This is a genomic window from Streptomyces sp. S063 (assembly GCF_002832675.1).
In the GTDB taxonomy this organism is placed as follows: Bacteria; Actinomycetota; Actinomycetes; order Streptomycetales; family Streptomycetaceae; genus Streptomyces; species Streptomyces sindenensis.
The window spans coordinates 3,560,477-3,581,700 of the sequence record NZ_CP021707.1 but is presented as its reverse complement, the minus strand read 5'-3'; the positions used below and the strand labels follow the sequence as shown (position 1 = coordinate 3,581,700).

The 21,224-nt window shown below is 71.1% G+C and carries 18 protein-coding genes and 1 pseudogene; 8 read left to right on the top strand and 11 right to left on the bottom strand.

What is annotated here, in order from left to right:
- Positions 1–4 precede the first annotated feature (4 nt).
- Positions 5–1,456: a dihydrolipoamide acetyltransferase family protein gene (locus CCZ36_RS16285; RefSeq protein ID WP_128817943.1), complete on the top strand. Its 1,452-nt coding sequence runs from the start codon at positions 5–7 to the stop codon at positions 1,454–1,456.
- Between the two features lie 79 nt (positions 1,457–1,535).
- On the opposite strand, the gene CCZ36_RS16280 is transcribed toward CCZ36_RS16285, so the two are convergent.
- From CCZ36_RS16280 to CCZ36_RS16265, 4 genes are all read right to left on the bottom strand, one after another.
- Positions 1,536–2,399 (bottom strand): D-alanyl-D-alanine carboxypeptidase family protein, encoded by an 864-nt coding sequence (locus CCZ36_RS16280; RefSeq protein ID WP_237302675.1) that lies wholly within the window; start codon positions 2,397–2,399, stop codon positions 1,536–1,538.
- Positions 2,400–2,699: 300 nt separating this feature from the next.
- Positions 2,700–3,599 (bottom strand): D-alanyl-D-alanine carboxypeptidase family protein, encoded by a 900-nt coding sequence (locus CCZ36_RS16275; RefSeq protein ID WP_069735762.1) that lies wholly within the window; start codon positions 3,597–3,599, stop codon positions 2,700–2,702.
- 86 nt (positions 3,600–3,685) lie between these two features.
- Positions 3,686–4,360 carry a cation transporter gene (locus CCZ36_RS16270; protein WP_128817942.1) on the bottom strand — a complete coding sequence of 225 codons (675 nt, stop codon included), beginning with the start codon at positions 4,358–4,360 and terminating at the stop codon, positions 3,686–3,688.
- Positions 4,360–4,695 carry an ArsR/SmtB family transcription factor gene (locus CCZ36_RS16265; protein ID WP_069735763.1) on the bottom strand — a complete coding sequence of 112 codons (336 nt, stop codon included), beginning with the start codon at positions 4,693–4,695 and terminating at the stop codon, positions 4,360–4,362. Before CCZ36_RS16265 ends, CCZ36_RS16270 begins: the two co-directional genes overlap by 1 nt.
- A gap of 140 nt (positions 4,696–4,835) precedes the next feature.
- Here CCZ36_RS16265 and CCZ36_RS16260 point away from each other — a divergent pair, with 140 nt between their 5' ends.
- Positions 4,836–5,522: a GntR family transcriptional regulator gene (locus CCZ36_RS16260; protein WP_069735824.1), complete on the top strand. Its 687-nt coding sequence runs from the start codon at positions 4,836–4,838 to the stop codon at positions 5,520–5,522.
- Positions 5,519–6,826, top strand: coding sequence for an MFS transporter (locus CCZ36_RS16255; protein ID WP_069735764.1), 1,308 nt, complete (start codon positions 5,519–5,521; stop codon positions 6,824–6,826). Before CCZ36_RS16260 ends, CCZ36_RS16255 begins: the two co-directional genes overlap by 4 nt.
- A 54-nt stretch (positions 6,827–6,880) precedes the next feature.
- On the opposite strand, the gene CCZ36_RS16250 is transcribed toward CCZ36_RS16255, so the two are convergent.
- Positions 6,881–7,705, bottom strand: coding sequence for a maleylpyruvate isomerase family mycothiol-dependent enzyme (locus tag CCZ36_RS16250; RefSeq protein WP_128817941.1), 825 nt, complete (start codon positions 7,703–7,705; stop codon positions 6,881–6,883).
- 201 nt (positions 7,706–7,906) lie between these two features.
- On the opposite strand from CCZ36_RS16250, the gene CCZ36_RS16245 reads away from it, so the two are divergent.
- Positions 7,907–8,713 carry a carbon-nitrogen family hydrolase gene (locus tag CCZ36_RS16245; RefSeq protein WP_128817940.1) on the top strand — a complete coding sequence of 269 codons (807 nt, stop codon included), beginning with the start codon at positions 7,907–7,909 and terminating at the stop codon, positions 8,711–8,713.
- 62 nt (positions 8,714–8,775) lie between these two features.
- Here CCZ36_RS16245 and CCZ36_RS16240 read toward each other — a convergent pair whose 3' ends face one another.
- The gene (locus CCZ36_RS16240; protein ID WP_069743641.1) at positions 8,776–9,267 is read right to left on the bottom strand and encodes an LURP-one-related/scramblase family protein; all 492 of its coding nucleotides are present in this window, start codon (positions 9,265–9,267) and stop codon (positions 8,776–8,778) included.
- A gap of 64 nt (positions 9,268–9,331) precedes the next feature.
- Here CCZ36_RS16240 and CCZ36_RS16235 point away from each other — a divergent pair, with 64 nt between their 5' ends.
- A complete protein-coding gene (locus CCZ36_RS16235; RefSeq protein ID WP_128817939.1) occupies positions 9,332–11,149 on the top strand; it encodes an NHL domain-containing thioredoxin family protein in 1,818 nt (605 codons plus the stop codon).
- An 80-nt stretch (positions 11,150–11,229) separates the two neighbouring features.
- Here CCZ36_RS16235 and CCZ36_RS16230 read toward each other — a convergent pair whose 3' ends face one another.
- The 5 genes from CCZ36_RS16230 to CCZ36_RS16210 all read right to left on the bottom strand — a co-directional run bounded on the left by CCZ36_RS16230 (position 11,230) and on the right by CCZ36_RS16210 (position 18,749).
- On the bottom strand, positions 11,230–11,964 hold the full coding sequence (locus tag CCZ36_RS16230) for a DUF4232 domain-containing protein (RefSeq protein WP_128817938.1): 735 nt from the start codon (positions 11,962–11,964) through the stop codon (positions 11,230–11,232).
- A 178-nt stretch (positions 11,965–12,142) separates the two neighbouring features.
- Entirely contained in the window at positions 12,143–15,013 is a 2,871-nt protein-coding gene (locus tag CCZ36_RS16225; RefSeq protein WP_128819537.1) for an AfsR/SARP family transcriptional regulator, read from the bottom strand.
- 133 nt (positions 15,014–15,146) lie between these two features.
- Positions 15,147–15,368, bottom strand: a complete 222-nt coding sequence (locus CCZ36_RS16220) for a DUF6458 family protein (protein WP_006125902.1) — start codon at positions 15,366–15,368, stop codon at positions 15,147–15,149.
- A 103-nt stretch (positions 15,369–15,471) separates the two neighbouring features.
- On the bottom strand, positions 15,472–16,770 hold the full coding sequence (locus tag CCZ36_RS16215) for a M18 family aminopeptidase (RefSeq protein WP_069735826.1): 1,299 nt from the start codon (positions 16,768–16,770) through the stop codon (positions 15,472–15,474).
- A 152-nt stretch (positions 16,771–16,922) separates the two neighbouring features.
- Positions 16,923–18,749 carry an acyl-CoA dehydrogenase gene (locus CCZ36_RS16210; RefSeq protein ID WP_065482470.1) on the bottom strand — a complete coding sequence of 609 codons (1,827 nt, stop codon included), beginning with the start codon at positions 18,747–18,749 and terminating at the stop codon, positions 16,923–16,925.
- A gap of 167 nt (positions 18,750–18,916) precedes the next feature.
- On the opposite strand from CCZ36_RS16210, the gene CCZ36_RS16205 reads away from it, so the two are divergent.
- From CCZ36_RS16205 to CCZ36_RS16195, 3 genes and pseudogenes are all read left to right on the top strand, one after another.
- Entirely contained in the window at positions 18,917–19,384 is a 468-nt protein-coding gene (locus CCZ36_RS16205; protein WP_006125898.1) for an SseB family protein, read from the top strand.
- Positions 19,385–19,561: 177 nt separating this feature from the next.
- Positions 19,562–20,518, top strand: a complete 957-nt coding sequence (locus CCZ36_RS16200; RefSeq protein ID WP_069735770.1) for a pirin family protein — start codon at positions 19,562–19,564, stop codon at positions 20,516–20,518.
- Positions 20,519–20,583: 65 nt separating this feature from the next.
- Positions 20,584–21,212: pseudogene (locus tag CCZ36_RS16195) on the top strand (AI-2E family transporter).
- Positions 21,213–21,224 lie beyond the last annotated feature (12 nt).

The following is a 21,224-nucleotide window of genomic DNA, read 5'->3' as shown; positions in this document are numbered from 1 at the left end:
GTTCGTGACGACGATGACCGAAACGTCTGCTCGCTTCCGTGAGTTCAAGATGCCCGACGTGGGCGAAGGACTGACCGAGGCCGAAATCCTCAAGTGGTTCGTCCAGCCCGGCGACACCGTCACCGACGGCCAGGTCGTGTGCGAGGTCGAGACCGCGAAGGCGGCCGTCGAGCTGCCGATCCCGTTCGACGGGGTGGTGCACGAGCTGCGCTTCCCCGAGGGCACGACCGTCGACGTGGGTCAGGTGATCATCGCGATCGACGTGGCCCCGGGCAGCGGTGACGCGCCCGCGCCGGCCGCCGCCGCCCCGGCCCAGGAGCCGGTGTCCGAGCCCGAGGCGGAAGCCGAGCCGAAGGGCCGTACGCCGGTCCTCGTGGGCTACGGCGTCGCCGAGAGCTCCACCAAGCGCCGCCCGCGCAAGGGTGCGGCCGCCGCGCCCGAGGCCGCCGCCGTCGCGGCGGCGGTGCAGGCCGAGCTGAACGGGCACGGGGCGCCTGCACCGGCCGCCGTCCCGGCGCGGACCGGTGTTCCGGAGGCCGGCCGGCCGCTCGCCAAGCCGCCGGTCCGCAAGCTGGCCAAGGACCTGGGCATCGACCTGGCGACGGTGGTGCCGACCGGCAAGGACGGCATCATCACCCGTGAGGACGTCCACGCGGCGGCGGCCCCGGCCGCTCCCGAGGCTCCCGCGGCGGTCGCGTCCCCGGTGGCCCCCGAGGCTCCGGCGGCCGCTGTTCCCGCCGGCGCCTCCGACTCCGCCCGCGAGACCCGGATCCCGGTCAAGGGCGTCCGCAAGGCCATCGCGCAGGCGATGGTGGGCAGCGCGTTCACCGCGCCGCACGTCACCGAGTTCGTCACGGTCGACGTGACGCGCACGATGAAGCTCGTGGCCGAGCTCAAGGAGGACAAGGACATGGCGGGGGTGCGGGTCAACCCGCTCCTCATCATCGCCAAGGCCCTCCTCGTCGCGATCAAGCGGAACCCCGAGGTCAACGCCGCCTGGGACGAGGCCAACCAGGAGATCGTGCAGAAGCACTACGTGAACCTGGGCATCGCGGCGGCCACCCCGCGCGGTCTGATCGTGCCGAACATCAAGGACGCGCACGACAAGACGCTGCCGCAGCTCGCGGAAGCGCTGGGCGAGCTGGTCACCACGGCCCGGGACGGCAAGACGTCCCCGGCGGCGATGGCCGGCGGCACGGTGACCATCACCAACGTCGGCGTCTTCGGCGTCGACACCGGTACGCCGATCCTCAACCCGGGCGAGTCCGCGATCCTGGCGGTCGGTGCGATCAAGCTCCAGCCGTGGGTCCACAAGGGCAAGGTGAAGCCACGTCAGGTCACCACGCTGGCCCTCTCGTTCGACCACCGCCTGGTCGACGGCGAGTTGGGCTCCAAGGTGCTGGCCGATGTGGCGGCGATCCTGGAGCAGCCGAAGCGCCTGATCACCTGGGCGTGACGCGTTCCTCCGGAACGGATGGCACGAAGGGTGCGGCCACCGCCGGTGGCCGCACCCTTCTGTCGTGTCCGGTGCCGGATCAGTCGCGCTGTGCGCCCTGGGGCAGCGTGCGCAGCTTCATGGTCGCCGCGGTGGTGGAACCGTAGTAGTGGTCGAGCAGCTTGGCGGCGTCGTTGTAGCGGTCGGTGCCGTTCAGGATGACGCCGACGAACGTCTTGTCGCCCCGGGTGGCGGCGAAGAGGAGGCAGGGGCCTGCCGCGGTGCCGGTGCCGGTCTTGATGCCGACGGCTCCGCTGTAGGAGCCGAGCAGCTGGTTGGTGTTGTACCAGGTGTACGTGCGCACCGCGCCGGTGCTGGTCGGTATGGGGGCCACGTACTTGGTGGTGCTCATGATGCCGCGCAGGGTCGAGCCCCGCATCGCGTAGCTGGCGAGCTGCGCGAGGTCGCGCGGGGTCGAGTAGTTGTTCCCGGTCGCCGAAATGCCGTCGAACGAGTCGAACTTGGTGTTGGTCATCCCGAGCGATGCGGCCTTGGCGTTCATCTGGCCGATGAACTGCTTGGTCCGGGCGGCCCGGGTGGAGCCCACGCCGAAGGTGTCGGCGAGCGCGTACGCCGCATCGCAGCCGGACGGAAGCATCAGGGCGTGGAGCAGCTGACGGACCGTGGCCTTGTCGCCGGTCCTCAGGTCCGCCGTGCTGGCGCCCTGGGCCGTGACGTAGTCGCGGTAGGTCTGCGAGATGGTCACCTTGCGCGACAGATCGACGCCTGGGGTGTAGAGGACCACGGCGGCCGTCATGACCTTGGTGGTGCTGGCCATCTGCCGCTTGATGTCGGCGGCCTTGCCGTACTTCTTGGCGCCGGTCGCCCTGTCCTGCAGGAACGCGCCCTTGGCGCTGAGCGTCGGCAGGGCGGCGGCGGCCTGGGCGGGCGACGCGAGAGGCATGACCCCAAGCATCACGCCACCGGATACGACGGCTGCGACGACAGAGTTGCGCAGGCGCTTGCTGCGGGCCTTGTGACCGGCCTGGGGGCGGGTCGTGTGGCTCGATATCAATGAACGCTCCGAGTTCGCGAATGCATTGAGGGGCCGGGATATGGGGAGGCCCCGATACGAGACTCGCGAGCGGACCGCAAGGATGTACGCGGAGATGGCAAAGATTCTGTCGCTGGATCCGTGATGCGTGGGCCCGCGCGACGACCGCGCGGGCCCACCGGCCCGTTCGTCCGCCCAGGGACGGAGGCCCTACTTCTTGAAGCCGTAGTCCATCATCTTCTTCGCGTCGGCGGTGCGGTTCGCCTCGGAGGTCGAGGTGAGCACCGTGCCGATGACCGTCTTGCCCTTGCGGGTCGCCGCGAAGACCAGGCAGTACTTGGCGGTCGGGCCGGAGCCGGTCTTGACGCCGGTCGCACCGCTGTAACTGCCGAGCAGCTTGTTGGTGTTGGTCCACGACATGTAGCGGTAGCCGCCGCTCTTGGTGGTCACCTTCTGCTTCGTCGACTTGGTCTTGACGACCGAGCGGAACGTGGAGTTCTTCATCGCCTGGCTCGCGATCTTCGTCAGATCGCGGGGCGTCGAGTAGTTGTTGCCGTTCCCGATGCCGTCGAACGAGTCGAAGCGGGTGTTCTTCAGCTTCAGGCTCTTCGCGGTGGAGTTCATCTTGCCGATGAACGACTTCACCCGGGCGGCACGGGTCGTGCCGGTGCCGAACTTGTCGGCCAGGGCGTACGCGGCGTCGCAGCCGGAGGGAAGCATCAGACCGTAGAGGAGCTGGCCCACGGTGACCTTGTCGCCGACGATGAGCCGGGCCGACGAGGCGTTCTTCGAGACGATGTAGTCGCTGTACGCCTTCTGGATCGTGACCTTGGACTTCAGGTTCACGTTCTTCTGGGACAGGACGACCAGCGCCGTCATGATCTTCGTGGTCGAACCGGTGGCCCGGCGGGTGTCAGCGGACTTGGTGAAGAGGGTCTTGCCGGTGCCGTCGTTCATCAGGAAGCCGCCCTTGGCGACGATCTTCGGAGCCGGCGGCGTGGCGGCGTGTGCCGTGGAGGCGAAGGAGCCGCCCGCGAGCACCGCACCGGCGGTGAGCGTCACGGTGGCCGTGACGGAGACGCGATTGATGCGCTTGATGCCGATTTTCAACTGAACGCTCCCAAATGCCCCTGATATGCGGCCACATATGGGTGCCGCTCGGTGGATGAGACTCCTGAGGAGGGGCAATGGATGTGTTATCGAACGGGTGAATTTCCGCAGGCTTGACCCCGGGTCGTCGGTGCGCAGCAGCCCTTGCCGCGCCATGCCTCGCGGCCCTCCTTGACGGCGATGGCGGCGATGGCGAGCGCGGCCACCGGGTCCGCCCAGGACCAGCCGAACGAGGCGTTGAGGATCAGGCCGATGAGCAGGACGGCGGAGAGGTACGTGCACAGCAGGGTCTGCTTCGAGTCGGCGACGGCGGACGCGGAGCCGATCTCGCGCCCCGCGCGCCGCTGGGCGGCCGACAGGAACGGCATGATCGCCAGCGAGAGCGTGGCGATGACGATGCCGAGCGGGGAGGATTCGGCCTCGGCGGGTCCGGTCAGTGCGCGGACCGCGTCGACGGCGACGTACGCGGCGAGGGCGAGGAACGACACGGCGATGATCCGCAGGGCGGTCCGCTCCCGGGCCTCGCGCACCGCGTGCTCGCGGGCGGAGAACTGCCAGGCCACCGCGGCGGCGGAGGAGACCTCGATGACGGAGTCCAGGCCGAAGCCGATCAGCGCGCTGGAGGAGGCGAGCGTTCCGGCGGTGAGGGCGACGACCGCCTCGATGACGTTGTAGACGATGGTGGCGGCGACCAGCAGCCGTATCCGGCGGGCGAGCGCGTCCCGGCGGGCCGGCGAGAGGCCGAGGGGGAGCGCGGTCATCAGCAGCACCCTTCCGTCCCGGCGTCCGGGCAGGTGCGGTCGGTCTCGACGGCCACCACCGCGCAGCGCAGATCGTCCAGGGCGGTGCCGAGGCGTTCGTCGGCCAGCTCGTAGCGCGTGCGACGGCCGTCCGGCGAGGTGACGACCAGGCCGCAGTCGCGCAGGCAGGCCAGGTGGTTGGAGAGCCGGGTGCGTGAGATGCCCAGGGCTTCGGCGAGGTCGGAGGGGTACGCCGGGGCCTCGCGGAGCGCGAGCAGGAGGCGGCAGCGGATCGGATCGGCGAGCGCGCGGCCGAACCGTGCGAGCACCTCGATATCGGAAGTGGCGGTCAGCATGGCGCGACAGTACAGCGATACATGAATTCAGGGAAGCCTGAACTGTCACGGCGGTGACTTCCGGTGCTCTCCGGGCGATGCGGAGGTCCAGAATCCGGACGTCGGCCTCCATGCACGCATGTTGTATCTATGCTGTGCGCATGCCTGCCGCACCCTCCTCCGCCCCCGTTCGGTCCACGTCCTCCTCCCTCAAGCCCCCGCCCGCCGCCGAGCGGGTCTACACGCACATCAAGGAAGCCGTGCTGGACCGGCGTTACGAGGGCGGAACGCTGCTCACCGAGGGGGATCTGGCGGACGCGGTCGGGGTCTCGCGGACCCCCGTGCGCGAGGCGCTGCTCCGGCTGGAGGTCGAGGGGCTGATCAAGCTCTACCCGAAGAAGGGCGCGCTCGTCCTCGCCGTCTCCGCACAGGAGATCAAGGATGTCGTGGAGACCCGGCTGCTGGTCGAGGAGTTCGCGGCGCGCAAGGCGGTGCCCGCCTCCCCGAGACTGATCGAGCGCCTGGAACAGCTCCTTGAGGAGCAGCGGCAGCTGGCGGAGGCCGGCGATCTGGCGGCGGTGGCCGTCACGGACCGCTGTTTCCACGCCGAGATCGTGAAGCACGCGGGCAACGAGATCCTCTCGCGCCTCTACGACCAGCTGCGCGACCGTCAGCTGCGCATGGGTGTCGCGGTGATGGAGGCGCACCCGGGGAGGATCGAGGCCAACATCACCGAGCACGGTGAGCTGCTGGAAGCGATCCGGGCCGGGGACGCGGAAGCGGCGGCCCTGGTCGTGCGCCGCCATGTCGGCCGGGTGCGGGAGCTGGTGCGGGGTGAGGAACGGTGAGTTCGGCCACCCCCACGCTCCCTCTGCCCGGTGACCCGCCCGGCGGCCGGCGCGCCGCCTGGGTCTGGGGCATCGGCGTCGCCGTCTACTTCGTCGCCATCATCTTCCGTACGAGCCTGGGCGTTGCCGGACTCGACGCCGCCGACCGGTTCGACGTCAACGCCTCGGCGCTCTCCACGTTCTCCATACTCCAGCTCCTGGTCTACGCGGGCATGCAGATACCCGTGGGGCTGATGGTCGACCGGCTCGGCACCAAGAAGGTCCTGACCATCGGGGTCGTGCTGTTCACCGTCGGGCAGCTCGGCTTCGCGCTCTCCCCCTCGTACGGGATGGCGCTGGCGGCCCGTGCGCTGCTCGGCTGCGGGGACGCGATGACGTTCATCAGTGTGCTGCGGCTCGGCAGCCGCTGGTTCCCGGCCCGGCGCGGACCGCTGATCGGCCAGGTCGCGGCGCTGTTCGGGATGGCGGGCAACCTCGTCTCGACGCTGTTCATCGCGCGGGCGCTGCACAGCTACGGCTGGACCACGACGTTCGTCGGCAGTTCGCTGGCGGGCGTGGTGGTGCTCGTGCTCCTGCTGCTCTTCCTGAAGGACCACCCCGAGGGCCATGAGCCGCCGCCCGCCGAGCACGCCGGGGCCGCGTACGTCCGCCGGCAGATCGCCGCCGCCTGGCGGGAGCCGGGTACCCGGCTCGGGATGTGGGTGCACTTCACCACGCAGTTCCCGGCGATGGTGTTCCTGCTGCTGTGGGGGATGCCGTTCCTGGTCGAGGCGCAGGAGCTGAGCCGGGGGACGGCGGGCACGCTGCTCACCCTGGTGGTGCTGTCCAACATGGTGGTGGGTCTCGTCTACGGGCAGATCATCGCCCGCCACCACGAGGCGCGGACCCCGATCGCGCTCGGCACGGTGGTGACGACAGCCCTGCTCTGGGCGTCCGCGATCTTCTACCCGGCCGACCACACGCCGATGTGGTTGCTCGTCGTCCTGTGCCTGGTGCTGGGCGCCTGCGGGCCGGCCTCGATGGTCGGCTTCGACTTCGCCCGCCCGGCCAACCCGCCCGAGCGCCAAGGCACCGCCTCCGGCATCGTCAACATGGGCGGGTTCATCGCTTCGATGACCACCCTGCTGGCCGTAGGGGTCCTGCTGGACGCCACGGGCGACAACTACCGTGTCGCGTTCGCCTCGGTCTTCGTCCTGGAGGCGCTCGGCGTCACCCAGATCCTGCGGCTGCGCCGCCGGGCGGCCCGCCGGGAACGCGAGCACCACGTGGTCAGCCGCGTCGAGGCAGTGCACGTGCCCGCGTAACCCTCGGCCGGGGGCGCGGGCACGTGTCCGTGAAGCGGGAACGGGATAACGGGGTCACGGGGTCACGGCGAAGTTGTCCAGGATCGCGGCGGCCAGTTCCTGGTCGCCCTCGATCTTGATCCGGTCGGCGACGGCCGCGGGACGGACCCGGCCGCAGGCGAGGCGGACGTACGTCTCCCAGTCCAGCGACAGCGTCACGGCGGGGCCCAGCGACGGTGCGCCGTCTATCGAACCGCGGCCCTCCGCGTCGACCCGGACCGTTCGCAGGAACTCCACCGGGCCGTGCACGTCGAAGACGACCGCCGAGTTGGCCGGCGCGCCCGCGCTCTTGGCGACCACCTTCGGCAGCCCGGCGAGCAGCATGTCCCGGGTGATCAGGGCGCCGGGGGAGTCCAGGTTGCCCGGCTGCCCGAGCGTGGTGCGCAGATCCTGCTCGTGCACCCACACGTCGAAGGCCCGCAGATTCAGTGCCATTTCGAGGGTCTGCTCGGTGCCCAGGGGCGCGCGGACCTTGGTCTCGGGGCTGCGCGACTCGTTGCGGATCTGGCGGGCCCGGCGGATGAGGACGTACTCCAGCTCGGCGGTGATCTCCGGGGAGGTGTGGTGCCGCCGGACGTCGACCTGCATCTCCATGTACCGGGCGAAGTCGCTCTGTACGTGGTACAGGTCGCGCGGCAGGGTGTGGATCGGCCGGGGATCGCCGAGCATCTCGCACTCCATGCCGATGACGTGCGACACGATGTCGCGCACCGACCACCCCGGGCAGGGCGTACGTCGGTTCCACTCGCTCTCGGCGAGAGGCTTCACCAGCTCGGCTATCGCCTCGATGGAGTGGGTCGCGGCGTCGGTGTAGGGCTGGAGGCTGGGATGGACGGTCACGGGACCCCTCGTGCGGTTCTGCGGTGCATGGGCTGAAGAGAGCAGGGAGTGCTGGCGGGTGGGCCGGCTCTGACGGCACTGTCGGCGAGCTGCGTGGGAGGTTCGGTGGCTAAGTTACGCTGCGAGCAGGCACCCCGGCAGTGCTTTCGTGTGACGATCGTAGGCCCGTGTTGACGGCTTCAATGCCAGGACGGTGGTAGTGTGCGCGCCTCCCTCATCCAGATCGCAGTGGACCCGGACGAATCCGTCGAGGCCCGCAGAGTACGAGCCGCCTCCCTGGTGGTCGCCCAGCGCGGTGCTGACCTGGTGATTCTTCCCGAACTCTGGCCGGTCGGGGCGTTCGCGTACACCGCCTTCGCGGCGGAGGCCGAGCCGCTGGAGGGCCCCACGCACGAGGCGATGGCGAAGGCGGCGGCCGAGGCCGGAGTCTGGCTGCACGCGGGCTCCTTCGTCGAACGCGCGGAGGACGGCACCCTCTACAACACCAGCCTGGTCTTCTCGCCCGAGGGTGAGCGCGTCGCCGCCTACCGCAAGATCCACCGCTTCGGCTTCGACCAGGGCGAGGCGGTGATGATGGGCGCGGGCGAGGAGCTGGTGACCGTCGCCCTGCCGGACACCACCCTCGGCCTCGCCACCTGTTACGACCTCCGCTTCCCCGAGCAGTTCCGGGGGCTGGTCGACGCGGGCGCCGAGACGCTCGTCGTCGCGGCGGGCTGGCCCGAGCGCCGCCGCTCCCACTGGACGCTCCTGGCGCAGGCCCGCGCCGTGGAGAACCAGGCGTACGTGCTCGCCGTCGGCACAGCGGGCACCCATGGCGACGTCCAGCAGGCCGGCCACAGCATCGTCGTCGACCCCTGGGGCGAGGTGCTGGCCCAGGCGGGCGCGGACGAGGAGGTCCTGACCGTGGAGCTGGACGCGGACAAGGTACGCGCGACCCGTGAGCAGTTCCCGGCCCTGAAGGATCGCCGCCTGGGGCTCACGTCCCCGCTCCGAGGACGCCCGCACTGAGGATGGTCCGGCGGCCTCCGACCACGTTTCACGTGAAACAAGGCCGCCGCGCCCGGCGGGGCTCAGCCTTCGTTCTCCTTCTCCGCCAGCACGACCACGCACATCGCCACGGCGATGAGCAGCGCGGTGTCGGCGTCGTCCCGGACGACGTCGATGCCGTACGTGTCCCGTAGGGTCAGCCACCGGCGCGAGATCTGGGCCAGCAGTTCACCGTCGTATTCGATGGCGAACTCGCGGTCCAGGATCTTGCCGCTGACATCGAGCTCCGTACCGTCCACCAGCGTCACCCGGTAGTGGTTGCGGAGCAGCGACAGCCGCTTGCGCTTGACCTTGGCCAGCTCTTCGCCGCCCCGCTCGATGAGCATCGTGTCGCGCAGACTGATCAGCTTCTGCCGCAGCTCGACCAAGACCCGGCCGTCGGCGTCCTTCAGCTCGAAGGTGTCGCGCAGCCGCATCGCCTTGCCGTCGACCAGGAAGACCTTCCGGCCTCCGTCGTCCTCGATCCAGTAGTCGTCGCCGATGGCGAACATCCGCTCACGTACGAGAAGTCTCATGGGGCACAGGTTGCCCCGGGGCCCGGCGGAATGCGCGCAGGCCGGGACGGTGTTGACTGGTGACATGGCTACACGTGCACGCGTCCGCGCCCCCGAACTCATCGGCAAGGGCGGCTGGCTCAATACAGGCGACCAGCAGTACACCCTCGCTGACCTGCGAGGACGCATCGTCATCCTCGACTTCTGGACGTTCTGCTGTGTGAACTGTCTGCATGTCCTGGACGAGCTGCGCGAGCTGGAGGAGAAGCACCGCGACACCGTGGTGATCATCGGCGTCCACTCGCCCAAGTTCGTCCACGAGGCCGAGCACCAGGCCGTCGTCGACGCCGTCGAACGCTACGAGGTCCACCACCCCGTCCTCGACGACCCCGAGCTGGCCACCTGGAAGCAGTACGCCGTCCGCGCCTGGCCGACGCTCGTCGTCATCGACCCCGAGGGCTATGTCGTCGCCCAGCACGCCGGGGAGGGCCACGCGCACGCCATCGAGAAGCTCGTCGAGGAGCTGGAGGCCGAGCACGCGGCCAAGGGCACGCTCCGCCGGGGCGACGGCCCCTATGTCGCGCCCGAGCCCGTCGCCACGCATCTGCGCTTCCCCGGCAAGGCGCTGCTCCTGCCGGACGGCGGGTTCCTGGTCTCCGACACCACCCGGCACCGCCTGGTCGAGCTGGACGCCGATGGCGAGACCGTACGACGTCACTTCGGCACCGGCGAACGCGGGTTGAACGACGGCGGCCCGGACGAAGCCCGGTTCAGCGAACCGCAGGGGCTCGCCGTGCTCCCGGACGGCCGCGTCGCCGTCGCGGACACCGTCAACCACGCCCTCCGCGCCCTGGACCTGACGACCGGGGTGACCAGCACCCTCGCCGGGACCGGCCGCCAGTGGTGGCAGGGGGCCCCGACCAGCGGCCCGGCGCGCGAGGTGGACCTCTCCTCGCCGTGGGACCTCGCCTGGTTCGGCGACCGGCTGTGGATCGCCATGGCGGGCGTGCACCAGCTGTGGACGTACGACCCGCAGAGCGCGACCGTCCGGGTCGCCGCCGGGACCACCAACGAGGGCCTGGTCGACGGGCCCGCCGCCGAGGCCTGGTTCGCCCAGCCGTCCGGGCTCGCCGTGTCCGCCGACGGGGAGCGGCTCTGGGTCGCCGACTCGGAGACCTCCGCGCTGCGCTGGGTCGACCGCGACGAGCACGTGCACACCGCCGTCGGTACCGGCCTCTTCGACTTCGGCCACCGGGACGGGGCCGCCGACCAGGCGCTCCTCCAGCACCCGATCGGCGTGACCGCGCTGCCCGACGGGTCCGTCGCGATCAGCGACACCTACAACCACGCCCTGCGCCGGTACGACCCGGACTCCGGGGAGGTCACCACGCTGGCCACCGATGTCCGCGAGCCCAGCGACGCGGTGCTGGTCGACGGCGATCTCGTCGTCGTCGAATCGGCCCGCCACCGGCTGACCCGTCTCCGGCTGCCCGAGGAGGCGGTCCGGGTCGCCGACCAGGCGCACCGCACCCAGCGGGCCGCCACCGAGATCGCCCCGGGCACCCTCCGCCTCGACGTGGTCTTCCAGGCGCCGGCCGGGCAGAAGCTGGACACCCGCTACGGGCCCTCCACCCGGCTCCTGGTCTCCGCCACTCCGCCCGAGCTACTGGCGGACGGCTCCGGCGCGGGGACGGATCTCGGGCGCGACCTGGTCCTCGCGGACGGCGTCACCGAGGGCGTGCTGCACGTCTCCGCGATGGCGGCGTCCTGCGACGACGACCCGGCCAACGAGTACCCGGCCTGCCATGTGCACCAGCAGGACTGGGGGGTGCCGGTCCGCGTCACGGCGGAGGGCGAATCCCGGCTGGCACTGGTGCTCGCCGGAATGGACAGCCCTTCGTGACCGCCTGCTGATGCCCATGCTGGTCGCTTGGTGACCGCCTGCTGGTGCACTTGCCGGTCGCTTCGTGACCGCCTGACGGATCAGAACTCGTCGGCGCCGTTGCGCAGCTCGGGGGTCCAGTAACCGGTCGCCCACTTCTGCGGGTTGACGGCGAGGCCCTCGGCGGCGGGGGACTTCACGACCGCCATGCCGCCGCCGTTGGCCTTCAGCGTGACCGTGAACTCCTTCACCGTCTCGGTGGTCTCCTTGCGGCCGCCCTCGGACATGCGGACCGCGGCATAGGCGGACTGGCCGGGCTCCAGGACCACCGGGGCCTGCGGCTTGCTCTTGGCGACGGGCGGGACGACGCCCCGCGCGTTGTCCAGGAAGTGGATGTGCGGGTACTCCCTCATCTCGCAGCTCGTGCCGGAGGTGTTCTTCGCGGACAGCGTCAGGTGGGTGTAGGGCGGGCCGTCCTGACGCTCGGCGGTGATCGTCAAGCCCTGCGCCGTGCAGAGGGTGACGGTCGCCTTGGCGGACGTGCCGCCGGTGTTTCCGGAGCTCTTGGCCGCGCCCGCGGGCTGAGCGGTGCCGGTGCCGGTGGAGTCGCCGGTGGAGCCCGTGGTGCCGGTCCCGGCCGTGTCGTCGGCGGCCTTCTCGGCCCCGGCGCCCTTTCCGGACGCGGCGGGTGACGCGGCGACGGTCGCGGACGTGCCGGCCGCCGCCCCCTCCGAGCGGGTACCCGAGCCGTTGTCGCCGCAGGCGGTGAGGGCGAGCGCGAGGGCGGCCGTGGTCGCGGCGGCCAGGACGGTGGTGCGGTTGCGGAAGGTACGCATGGAGATTCCCCCGGGGAGACGGTGAGGCGGACGCCCGGTCGAGGCGCCCGCCGCGAACTGCTGACAGGAACGACTCTGACCGCCGCCGCTCACGTATCGCTGCCGTATCGCTGACGTACCGCTGATGTCCCGGGCGGCAGCGACGAACCGCAGGTCAGCGGGTCAGCGGGTCAGCGGGTCAGCTCTGGGCGGTGAGCCGCCGGAGTGCCTCGTCGTACCGCCGCCGGTACTCCGCCCGCGCCGAGACTCGCGACAGCGCCTCCAGCGCCCGTACGGCCCCGTCGTCGTAACCGGCCTGCTCCGCCTCCCGCGCGGCCCGGTCCAGCAGCCGGATGCCGTCCTCCTCCTCGCCCAGCGCCAGGCGCGCCTCTCCGCAGATCGCCAGCAGCAGCGACCGGCGCACCGCCTCCTCGTGCTCGGGGCCCAGATCGAGCGCGGTCAGCGCGCAGTCCAGCGCCTCCTGCGGGCGGTGCGCGGTGAGCCGCATCCGGGCGAGGTGCTGGAGGCCGAGCATCTCGGTGTGCCGGTCCCCCTCCTCGCGGCACAGCGCCACGGCCCGGGTGCAGTTCTCCGACGCGGCGGGCAGGTCGCCCAGCTCGGCCTGGACGACGGCCAGGTTGATCAGCGCGGTCGCCTCGCCCAGCGGGTCGCCGGCCTCCCGGGCCAGCACCGGGGAGCGCTCCAGCAGGGCGGCTGCTTCGGCGGTCCGGCCCTCCTCCGTCAGCACCCAGCCCAGCAGGGTGAGCACCCGCGACTCGGCGTACGCGTCCTTCCCGGCGCGGGCCGAATCCAGGGCCAGTTCCAGCAGGGGCGTCCAGTTGTCCCGGACCCGCCACACCACCTGCGGCCACTGGAGCAGGATGATCCGCCAGGTCCGGTCCTCGAGACCCGCCTCCCGCGCCGCTACGGCGGCCAGTGCCAGGTTCTCGCGCTCCGCCGCCAGCCAGCGCATCGCCTCCGCACGGTCGGCGAAGTCCCGTACGGCGGCGGGCCTGCGGTAGCCGTCCGGGAGCACGAAGCAGGGCTCGCCGCCGGGCTCCGCCGTGTCGGCGGCGGCCAGCGCGGTGGCGATGCAGTGGTCGAGCACCCCGGTGAGAGCCTCGTGCGCGGACTCCGGGTCGAGGCCGCGGGCGTACAGGCGCACCAGGTCGTGGAGGATCCACCGGCCCGGGGCGGTCTCGGCGACGAGATGGGCGGCGGCGAGGCGTTCCAGCGCTGCCGCCGCGGCGACCGGGTCCGTCCCCGCGAGCGCGGCGGCCGCGTAGGGATCGAAATGGCCGCCCGGATGGTGCCCCAGCCGCGCGAGCTGGTGGACGGCGTCCGGCGGCAGGTGCTGGACGGTCAGCCGCAGCGCGGCCGCGACGCCCGTGTCGTCCACGTCGAGATACGCCAGCCGGCCCTGCTCGTCGGCGAGTTCGTCGGCGAGGGCGGCCAGCGTCCAGCGCGGCCGCCCCGCCAGCCGGGCCGCGGTGACGCGCAGCGCGAGCGGCAGCCCGCCGCAGAGTTCGGCGAGCCGGCGGGCCGCCACCGGTTCGGCGAGCACCCGCTCCTCCCCCAGCACCCCGGCGAGCAGCGCCGTACCGTCGTCGGCCTCCAGTGTGTCGAGCGGGACGGGACGGGCGGCGTCCGAGGCGATGAGCCCCTCCAGCCGGTGCCGGCTGGTGACCAGCGTGACGCAGTCGCTGCCGCCCGGCAGCAGAGCCCTGACGGTGGCGGAGTCGCGGGCGTTGTCGAGGACGACCAGCACCCTGCGCCGGTCGGTCAGCGAGCGGAAGAGCGCAGCGGCCGCCGGAGCGGACTCCGGGACCCGGCGCGGTGCGACGCCGAGCGCGAGCAGGAACTCCCGCAGGACGTCGATGAGCGCGGGCTCGCCGGCGTCGCTGAACCCGCGCAGGTCGGCGAAGAGCCGGCCGTCCGGGAAGAGCGCGCCGCTGCGGTGCGCCCACTGGAGCGCCAGCGCGGTCTTGCCGACCCCGGCCGGACCCGTGACCAGACAGACGGGTGCCTCGCCCGCCGCCGCCCGGGTGAGCGCGGCCAGTTCGGCGGCCCGCCCGTGGAAGCCGCGCGGCGCCCGGGGGAGCAGGTCGACGGGGAGTGGCTCGCCGGGGTGCGGGGGGTGCGGGACAGGCGACGCGGCGGTCGGGGCGGTCGGGCCCACCGCACTGACCGTCACCCCGGCAGAATCCTGGGCCGCGGCACGGGCCGGATCAGCCGTACGGTCCGGGCCCGGGGACGACGCCTGGGCGGGGGCCGGATCCGGGACAGGAGCTGTCACGGGCCCCGGCACCGGCCCCGGCTCGCCGCTTCCCGGGTCACCGCGAAGGATCAGCGCGTACGCGTCGGCGAGTTCGTGCCCCGGATCGATGCCCAGCTCGTCGGCGAGGAGCCGCCTCGTCCGGTGGAAACAATCCAGGGCCTCCGACTGGCGCCCCGCCCGGTACAGCGCCAGCATCAGCTCCGCGGCCAGCGACTCGCGCAGCGGATGCGCCGCGGTCTCCGCCGCCAGCAGGGCCGCGGCCCGGTGGTGCTCGCCGAGCACTCCGTACGTACGGGCCAGCTGCTCGACCGTAGCCAGCCGCGACTCCTCCAGGGAGTGCGCGGCGGCCCGGAGCGGCGGCCCGGTGAACGCCCCGCTGAGAGCCGGGCCCTGCCACAGCGACAGGGCTTCCTTCAGCATCAGCACGGTGTCCGCCGGGCCGCGCTGTTCCCGCGCCAGCATCAGCAGTTCCTCGAACCGCTGCGCGTCGATCAGCGTCTCCGGGACCCGCAGGACGTACGCGTCGCCGAGGGTGGCCAGTTCGACCCCGTACGCCTCCGCGTCCGCGCCCACCAGCAGGGCGCGCAGCCGCGACACATGTCCCTGGATGACGCCGCGAGCCTGGAGCGGCGGGGCGTCGTCCCAGAGGGAGTCCGTCAGACGGGCTACGGAGACCGGGGTGTTGGCCGACAGCAGCAGTGCGGCGAGCAGGCTGCGGCGCTTGGCGGGGCCCAGCGGCAGCGGCCCGGTGAGCGTTTCGACGGAGACCGTGCCGAGCAGCCGGAACTCCACGAACGGCTCCTCTTCCGGGCGGTACGCACCCACGGTGGGGGCGCGGGATCCGTCCCAGAATATCGGGGTCTCCGCAGGGCGGACGCGGCGCGGGTGCGGAGCCGCCGGGCGATGCGGCCGTCGTCGCGGGCCGTCAGTGGTAGCGCCGCTCGTCGTCCTGGACGACGGTGGTGCTGGGCGGCACGACCATCCGGCGGCGCCGCGCGATGCTCATGTAGACGAAGACCCCGACGAGACCGACGAGCATCATGATCCAGCCGACCAGGTCGACGTTGACGGTGTCCATCTTCCAGTCGGTGGCGAACGCCAGGATCGCGCCCGCACCGATCAGAAGAATGCATCCTCCGAGTCCCATGAATTCCGCCTCCTCGACCGCCCGGTGAGTCCGGGCCGGTGTACGACTCGCGTACCCGGCCCGGTAACAACCATGTGCGCGCGGGCGGTCGGGTGGCCTTCGGTCAGCCCGCCAGGAACGCGACCAGCGCGTTCGCCAGCAGATACGGGTCGTCCGCGCCGCACAGCTCACGAGCGCTGTGCATCGAGAGGATCGCCACGCCGATGTCCACGGTCTGGATACCGTGCCGGGCGGCGGTGATCGGTCCGATGGTCGTGCCGCAGGGCATCGCGTTGTTGGACACGAAGCTCTGCCACGGCACGCCCGCCTTCTCGCAGGCCGCGGCGAACACCGCGCGGCCGCTGCCGTCGGTGGCGTACCGCATGTTGACGTTGACCTTGAGGATCGGCCCGCCGTTGGCGACCGGGTGGTGCGTCGGGTCGTGCCGCTCCGCGTAGTTGGGGTGCACGGCGTGGCCGGTGTCGGAGGAGAGGCAGACGGTCCCCGCGAAGGCGCGGGCGCGGTCCTCGTACGTACCGCCGCGGGCGAACACCGAGCGCTCCAGCACGGAACCCAGCAGCGGACCGTCGGCCCCGGTGTCGGACTGCGAGCCGTTCTCCTCGTGGTCGAACGCCGCGAGGACCGGGATGTACGGGATGTCGGCGTCGGGCAGAGCGGCGACGGCGGCCAGGGCGGCGGTCGCCGCGTGCACCGAGAGGAGGTTGTCCATCCGGGGCCCGGCCACCAGCTCCCGGTCCCGGCCCAGGTAGGAGGGCGGCTCGATGGCGTGCGGCATCAGGTCCCAGCCCGTGACGTCCTCCGCGTCGACCCCCGCCTCCTCGGCGACGAAGCGGATCAGGTCGCCCTCCTCGACATCGCCGAGTCCCCAGATCGGCTGCATGTGCTTCTGCCGGTCGAGCTTGAGCCCCTCCGTGTTGGCCGACCGGTCCAGGTGGACGGCGAGCTGCGGCACCCGCAGCAGCGCCCGGTCGATGTTGACCAGGCGGTGGGTGCCGTCGCGCAGCGAGATCCGCCCGGCCAGGCCGAGGTCCCGGTCGAGCCAGGTGTTGAGCAGGGTGCCGCCGTAGACCTCGACGGCGATCTGGCGCCAGCCGTGCGCCCCGGTGTCGGGCAGCGGCTTCACCCGGAGGTTCGGGGAATCGGTGTGCGCCCCCGCGATCCGGAACGGGGTGTGCGCCTGCGCGCCCTCCGGCACGTACCAGGCGACGATCGCCCCGCCGCGCAGCACGTACTTCCCGCCTGTCGAGCCGTCCCAGGCGGCGGTCTCCTCGACCTGCCGGAAGCCGGCCTCCGTCAGCCGTGCGGCGGCGTTGGCCACGGCGTGGTACGGCGACGGGCTGGCCGCCAGGAAGGTCATCAGGTCATCGGTGTGCGCACGGTCGAACCGGGGAGGGGAACTCATGTTCTTCACTGTAACGAGGGCTCGCGGTCCGGTATCCGGTGACCGCGAGATCGGCGGCCCCGCCGCCCGGCCGGCCGAACGTGCGACAGCGCCGCCGCCCGGACGGTCTCCGGGCGGCGGCGCTGTCGGATGTGCTGAGCGGCTGAGAGGTCCTAGAAGGCGGCCTCGTCCAGCTCCATCAGCGAGTTGTCGATCGACTCGGCGAGCGCGCGCTCGGTCGAGACGCCCGGCAGGACGTTCGCGGCGAAGAACTTCGCGGCGGCGATCTTGCCCTGGTAGAAGGGCACGTCCTTCGCGGAGGCGGTCGGCAGCTTCTCGGCCGCCACGGCCGCGCCCTTGAGCAGCAGGTAGCCGACGACGACATCGCCGGAGGCCATCAGCAGGCGGGTCGTGTTGAGGCCGACCTTGTAGATGTTCTTGACGTCCTCGCCGGTCGCGGTCAGGTCGGTGATCATCGTGCCGACGATCGCCTCCAGGTCCACGGCGGCCTTGGCGAGCGAGTCCAGCGCCGGGGCCAGCTCCTCGTTGCCCTGGGCGCCCGCGAGGAACTTCTTGATCTCCTCGGAGAGCGTGTTGAGCGAGGCGCCCTGGTCACGGACGATCTTCCGGAAGAAGAAGTCCTGGCCCTGGATCGCCGTGGTGCCCTCGTAGAGGGTGTCGATCTTGGCGTCCCGGATGTACTGCTCGACCGGGTACTCCTGGAGGTAACCGGAGCCGCCGAAGGTCTGGAGCGACTGCGCGAGCTGCTCGTAGGACTTCTCGGAGCCGTAGCCCTTCACGATCGGCAGCAGCAGGTCGTTGAGGCCGTTCAGCGCCTTGGCGTCCTCGCCCGCGGCCTCCTGCTCCTGGATCGCGTCCTGGACGGAGGCGGTGTACAGCACGAGGGAGCGCATGCCCTCGGCGTACGCCTTCTGCGTCATGAGCGAGCGGCGCACGTCGGGGTGGTGCGTGATGGTGACCTTGGGCGCCGTCTTGTCCATGAAGTTCGCCAGGTCCGGACCCTGGACGCGCTCCTTGGCGTACTCCAGGGCGTTCAGGTAGCCCGTGGAGAGGGTGGCGATGGCCTTCGTGCCGACCATCATGCGGGCGAACTCGATGATGCGGAACATCTGGCGGATGCCGTCGTGCTTGTCGCCGATCAGCCAGCCCTTGGCGGGGTGCTGGTCGCCGAACGTCATCTCGCAGGTGTTGGACGCCTTGAGGCCCATCTTGTGCTCGACGTTCGTCGCGTACACGCCGTTGCGCTCGCCCAGCTCGCCGGTCGTCCAGTCGAAGTGGAACTTCGGGACCATGAAGAGCGAGAGGCCCTTGGTGCCGGGGCCCGCGCCCTCGGGGCGGGCCAGCACGTAGTGGATGATGTTCTCGGACATGTCGTGCTCGCCCGAGGTGATGAAGCGCTTCACACCCTCGATGTGCCAGGAGCCGTCCTCCTGCTGCACTGCCTTCGTCCGGCCGGCACCGACGTCCGAGCCGGCGTCCGGCTCGGTCAGCACCATCGTCGAGCCCCACTGCTTCTCGACGGCGATCTCCGCGATCTTCTTCTGCTCCTCGTTGCCCTCCTCGAAGAGGATGCCGGCGAACGCCGGGCCGGAGGAGTACATCCACACAGCCGGGTTCGAGCCGAGCAGCAGCTCCGCGTAGCCCCAGATCAGGGAGCGGGGCGAGGTGGTGCCGCCGATCTCCTCGGGCAGGCCCAGACGCCAGTACTCGGAGTCCATGAAGGCCTGGTACGACTTCTTGAAGCTCGCCGGGACCGGAGCGGTCTTGGTCTCCGGGTCGAAGACCGGCGGGTTGCGGTCGGCGTCGGCGAAGGAGTCGGCGAGCTCGTTCTCCGCGAGGCGGGCGATCTCTTCCAGGATGCTCTTCGCGGTGTCGACGTCCATCTCACCGAACGGACCGGTGCCGTACACCTTGTCGCGCCCGAGGACCTCGAACAGGTTGAACTCGATGTCGCGGAGATTCGACTTGTAGTGCCCCATGGGAAGGCTCCGTAATCAATAGCAGTGGCGCCACAGCGCCCCGGGGAGTGATGCGGTCGGGTGACAGGCAGGCGTAGGTCTATCAGCTGACCTCTCCGATGATGCTACCCGTCAGTAATAAGGCGCAACCCCTCAAGCCGTAGATGTGTCCGATTACTCTTTGCAGCATGTACGGCTACGACCAGAACCCTGGTGCTCAGCAGCAGATGGGTCAGATGGGCCAGATGGGTCAGATGGGCGGCGGCTACGGGGAGCAGCCGCTGTATCCCGAACCGTCGCCGCCCTCCCTGGCCGACGCGGTCCGGGCCTTCACCACCGGCTCCCTCTCCGCCGAGGACTTCCAGCAGATCTTCGCCACGTCGAAGGTCTACTGCCCGCGCGGCGACAACCCCGGCTTCCTGGCGCTGCACAACACGCAGCAGCCGGTGATCCCGATGTTCACCACGCTCAAGGAGTTGCGGCGGTACGCGGGCAAGGAGTCCAAGTACTTCGTGATCACCGGGGCCGAGGTGATCGACCTGCTGCCGACGGGGTACGGCTTCGTCCTGGACATGGAGGGCGACCACCGGATGGTCTTCGACGCCAAGGCTGTCGAGCAGATGGTCGACTTCGCGATGCGCCGGATGTACGGGTAGGGATTCGATGTCCGTGCGTCGCTGACCTGCGGATTCTCCTGTCGGGCGAGGGCCCGCGCCGAGATGGCGCGGGCCCTCGCCCTTCTCGTGGCCGCCCTCCGGGAATGCGCGATGCCTTGCAAGATGTTCATTGTTCAACTAAATTGATTCCAGAACACTCGCCCGGAGGTGGCTCCCATGCCCGCAGTGACTGTCGACAACCCGCTGACCCTGCCGAAGGTGGCCGCCTCGGGTGACGCCGCGGCCCGTCCCGTGCTCGCCGTCACGACCGCGCCCAGCGGCTTCGAGGGCGAGGGCTTCCCCGTCCGCCGTGCGTTCGCGGGGATCAACTACCGGCACCTCGACCCGTTCATCATGATGGACCAGATGGGTGAGGTGGAGTACGCCGCGGGGGAGCCGAAGGGCACCCCCTGGCACCCGCACCGCGGCTTCGAGACGGTCACGTACCTGATCGACGGGACCTTCGTCCACCAGGACTCCAACGGTGGCGGCGGCACCATCGAGAACGGCGACACCCAGTGGATGACCGCCGGCTCGGGCCTGCTGCACATCGAGGCCCCGCCGGAGTCGCTCGTCCAGTCCGGCGGACTCTTCCACGGCCTCCAGCTCTGGGTGAACCTGCCCAAGGCCCACAAGATGATGGACCCCCGCTACCAGGACATCCGCGGCGGCGAGGTCCAGCTCCTCGCCTCCCCCGACGGCGGCGCGCTGCTCCGGGTCATCGCCGGTGAACTCGACGGCCACCAGGGCCCGGGCATCACCCACACCCCGATCACGATGATCCACGCCACCGTCCGGCCCGGCGCCGAGGTGACCCTGCCGTGGCGCGAGGACTTCAACGGCCTCGCGTACGTCCTGGCCGGGCGCGGCACGGTCGGCGCGGAACGCCGTCCGATCGCGATGGGCCAGACCGCCGTGTTCGGCAACGGAGGCTCGCTGACCGTCCGCGCGGACGAGCGGCAGGACGGCCACACCCCGGACCTGGAGGTCGTCCTCCTCGGCGGCCGCCCGATCCGGGAGCCGATGGCCCACTACGGACCGTTCGTGATGAACAGTCAGGCCGAACTGAAGCAGGCCTTCGAGGACTTCCAGGCCGGCCGCCTGGGTACGGTCCCCGCGGTCCACGGCATGTGACGACGCGTCACCCGTACGGTGTGCGTCGGAGAGCCCGCCGACGCACACCGTGATCGGCCGGGAGGGTGCCCGCATCCACGCCCCTCCTGCCCGACAGCGCCCGCCGCGCCGCCGCCTGGTGCGGTGTCGTCCTGCTCGTCGTGGGCGTCGCCGCCGTCGCGATCTGGCTGGTCGTCGTCCTCAAGACCGCGGTCACCCCGGTGCTGCTGGCGCTGCTCGGCACCGCGCTGCTCGGACCATCGCCCTCATCGACGCCGTGTGCATCACGGTGGGCCTGCTGATCCTGGACGTTCCGGGTGCGGTGGGGCTCGGCGCGCTGGTGTTCGTCGGCGCGTACATCCCGTACCTGGGGGCGTTCCTCTCCGGCGCGGTGGCGGTGCTGGTCGCACTGGCCGACCGGGGGTTCGTGATCGCGCTGTGGGCGCTGGGGGTGGTGCTCGCGGTCCAGGTGCTGGAGGGCCGTGTGCTCCAGCCGATGATCCAGAGTCGTACGGTCCAGATGCATCCCGCGATGGTCATGATCGCCCTGACGGCGGGAGCAAGCGTGGCCGGACTGCTGGGCATGCTGCTGGCGGTCCCGCTGTGCGCGGCGGCGTTCGGCGTCCTGGGTGAACTGCGCGGGAGAGGCCATTCCGGCCCGCCGGGCGCCCATTCCGGCCCGCCGGGCGCTCACCCCGGTCCGTCCGGCGTTTGAGGGCGGAGCCCC

Excerpts from the sequence above, each read along its gene's own strand:
- CCZ36_RS16280 (WP_237302675.1), bottom strand. The coding sequence starts at position 2,399 with ATGCCTCTCGCGTCGCCCGCCCAGGCCGCCGCCGCCCTGCCGACGCTC.
- CCZ36_RS16270 (WP_128817942.1), bottom strand. The coding sequence starts at position 4,360 with ATGACCGCGCTCCCCCTCGGCCTCTCGCCGGCCCGCCGGGACGCGCTC.
- CCZ36_RS16265 (WP_069735763.1), bottom strand. The coding sequence starts at position 4,695 with ATGCTGACCGCCACTTCCGATATCGAGGTGCTCGCACGGTTCGGCCGC.
- CCZ36_RS16260 (WP_069735824.1), top strand. The coding sequence starts at position 4,836 with ATGCCTGCCGCACCCTCCTCCGCCCCCGTTCGGTCCACGTCCTCCTCC.
- CCZ36_RS16240 (WP_069743641.1), bottom strand. The coding sequence starts at position 9,267 with ATGAGACTTCTCGTACGTGAGCGGATGTTCGCCATCGGCGACGACTAC.
- CCZ36_RS16235 (WP_128817939.1), top strand. The coding sequence starts at position 9,332 with ATGGCTACACGTGCACGCGTCCGCGCCCCCGAACTCATCGGCAAGGGC.
- CCZ36_RS16230 (WP_128817938.1), bottom strand. The coding sequence starts at position 11,964 with ATGCGTACCTTCCGCAACCGCACCACCGTCCTGGCCGCCGCGACCACG.
- CCZ36_RS16220 (WP_006125902.1), bottom strand. The coding sequence starts at position 15,368 with ATGGGACTCGGAGGATGCATTCTTCTGATCGGTGCGGGCGCGATCCTG.
- CCZ36_RS16215 (WP_069735826.1), bottom strand. The coding sequence starts at position 16,770 with ATGAGTTCCCCTCCCCGGTTCGACCGTGCGCACACCGATGACCTGATG.
- CCZ36_RS16210 (WP_065482470.1), bottom strand. The coding sequence starts at position 18,749 with ATGGGGCACTACAAGTCGAATCTCCGCGACATCGAGTTCAACCTGTTC.
- CCZ36_RS16205 (WP_006125898.1), top strand. The coding sequence starts at position 18,917 with ATGTACGGCTACGACCAGAACCCTGGTGCTCAGCAGCAGATGGGTCAG.
- CCZ36_RS16200 (WP_069735770.1), top strand. The coding sequence starts at position 19,562 with ATGCCCGCAGTGACTGTCGACAACCCGCTGACCCTGCCGAAGGTGGCC.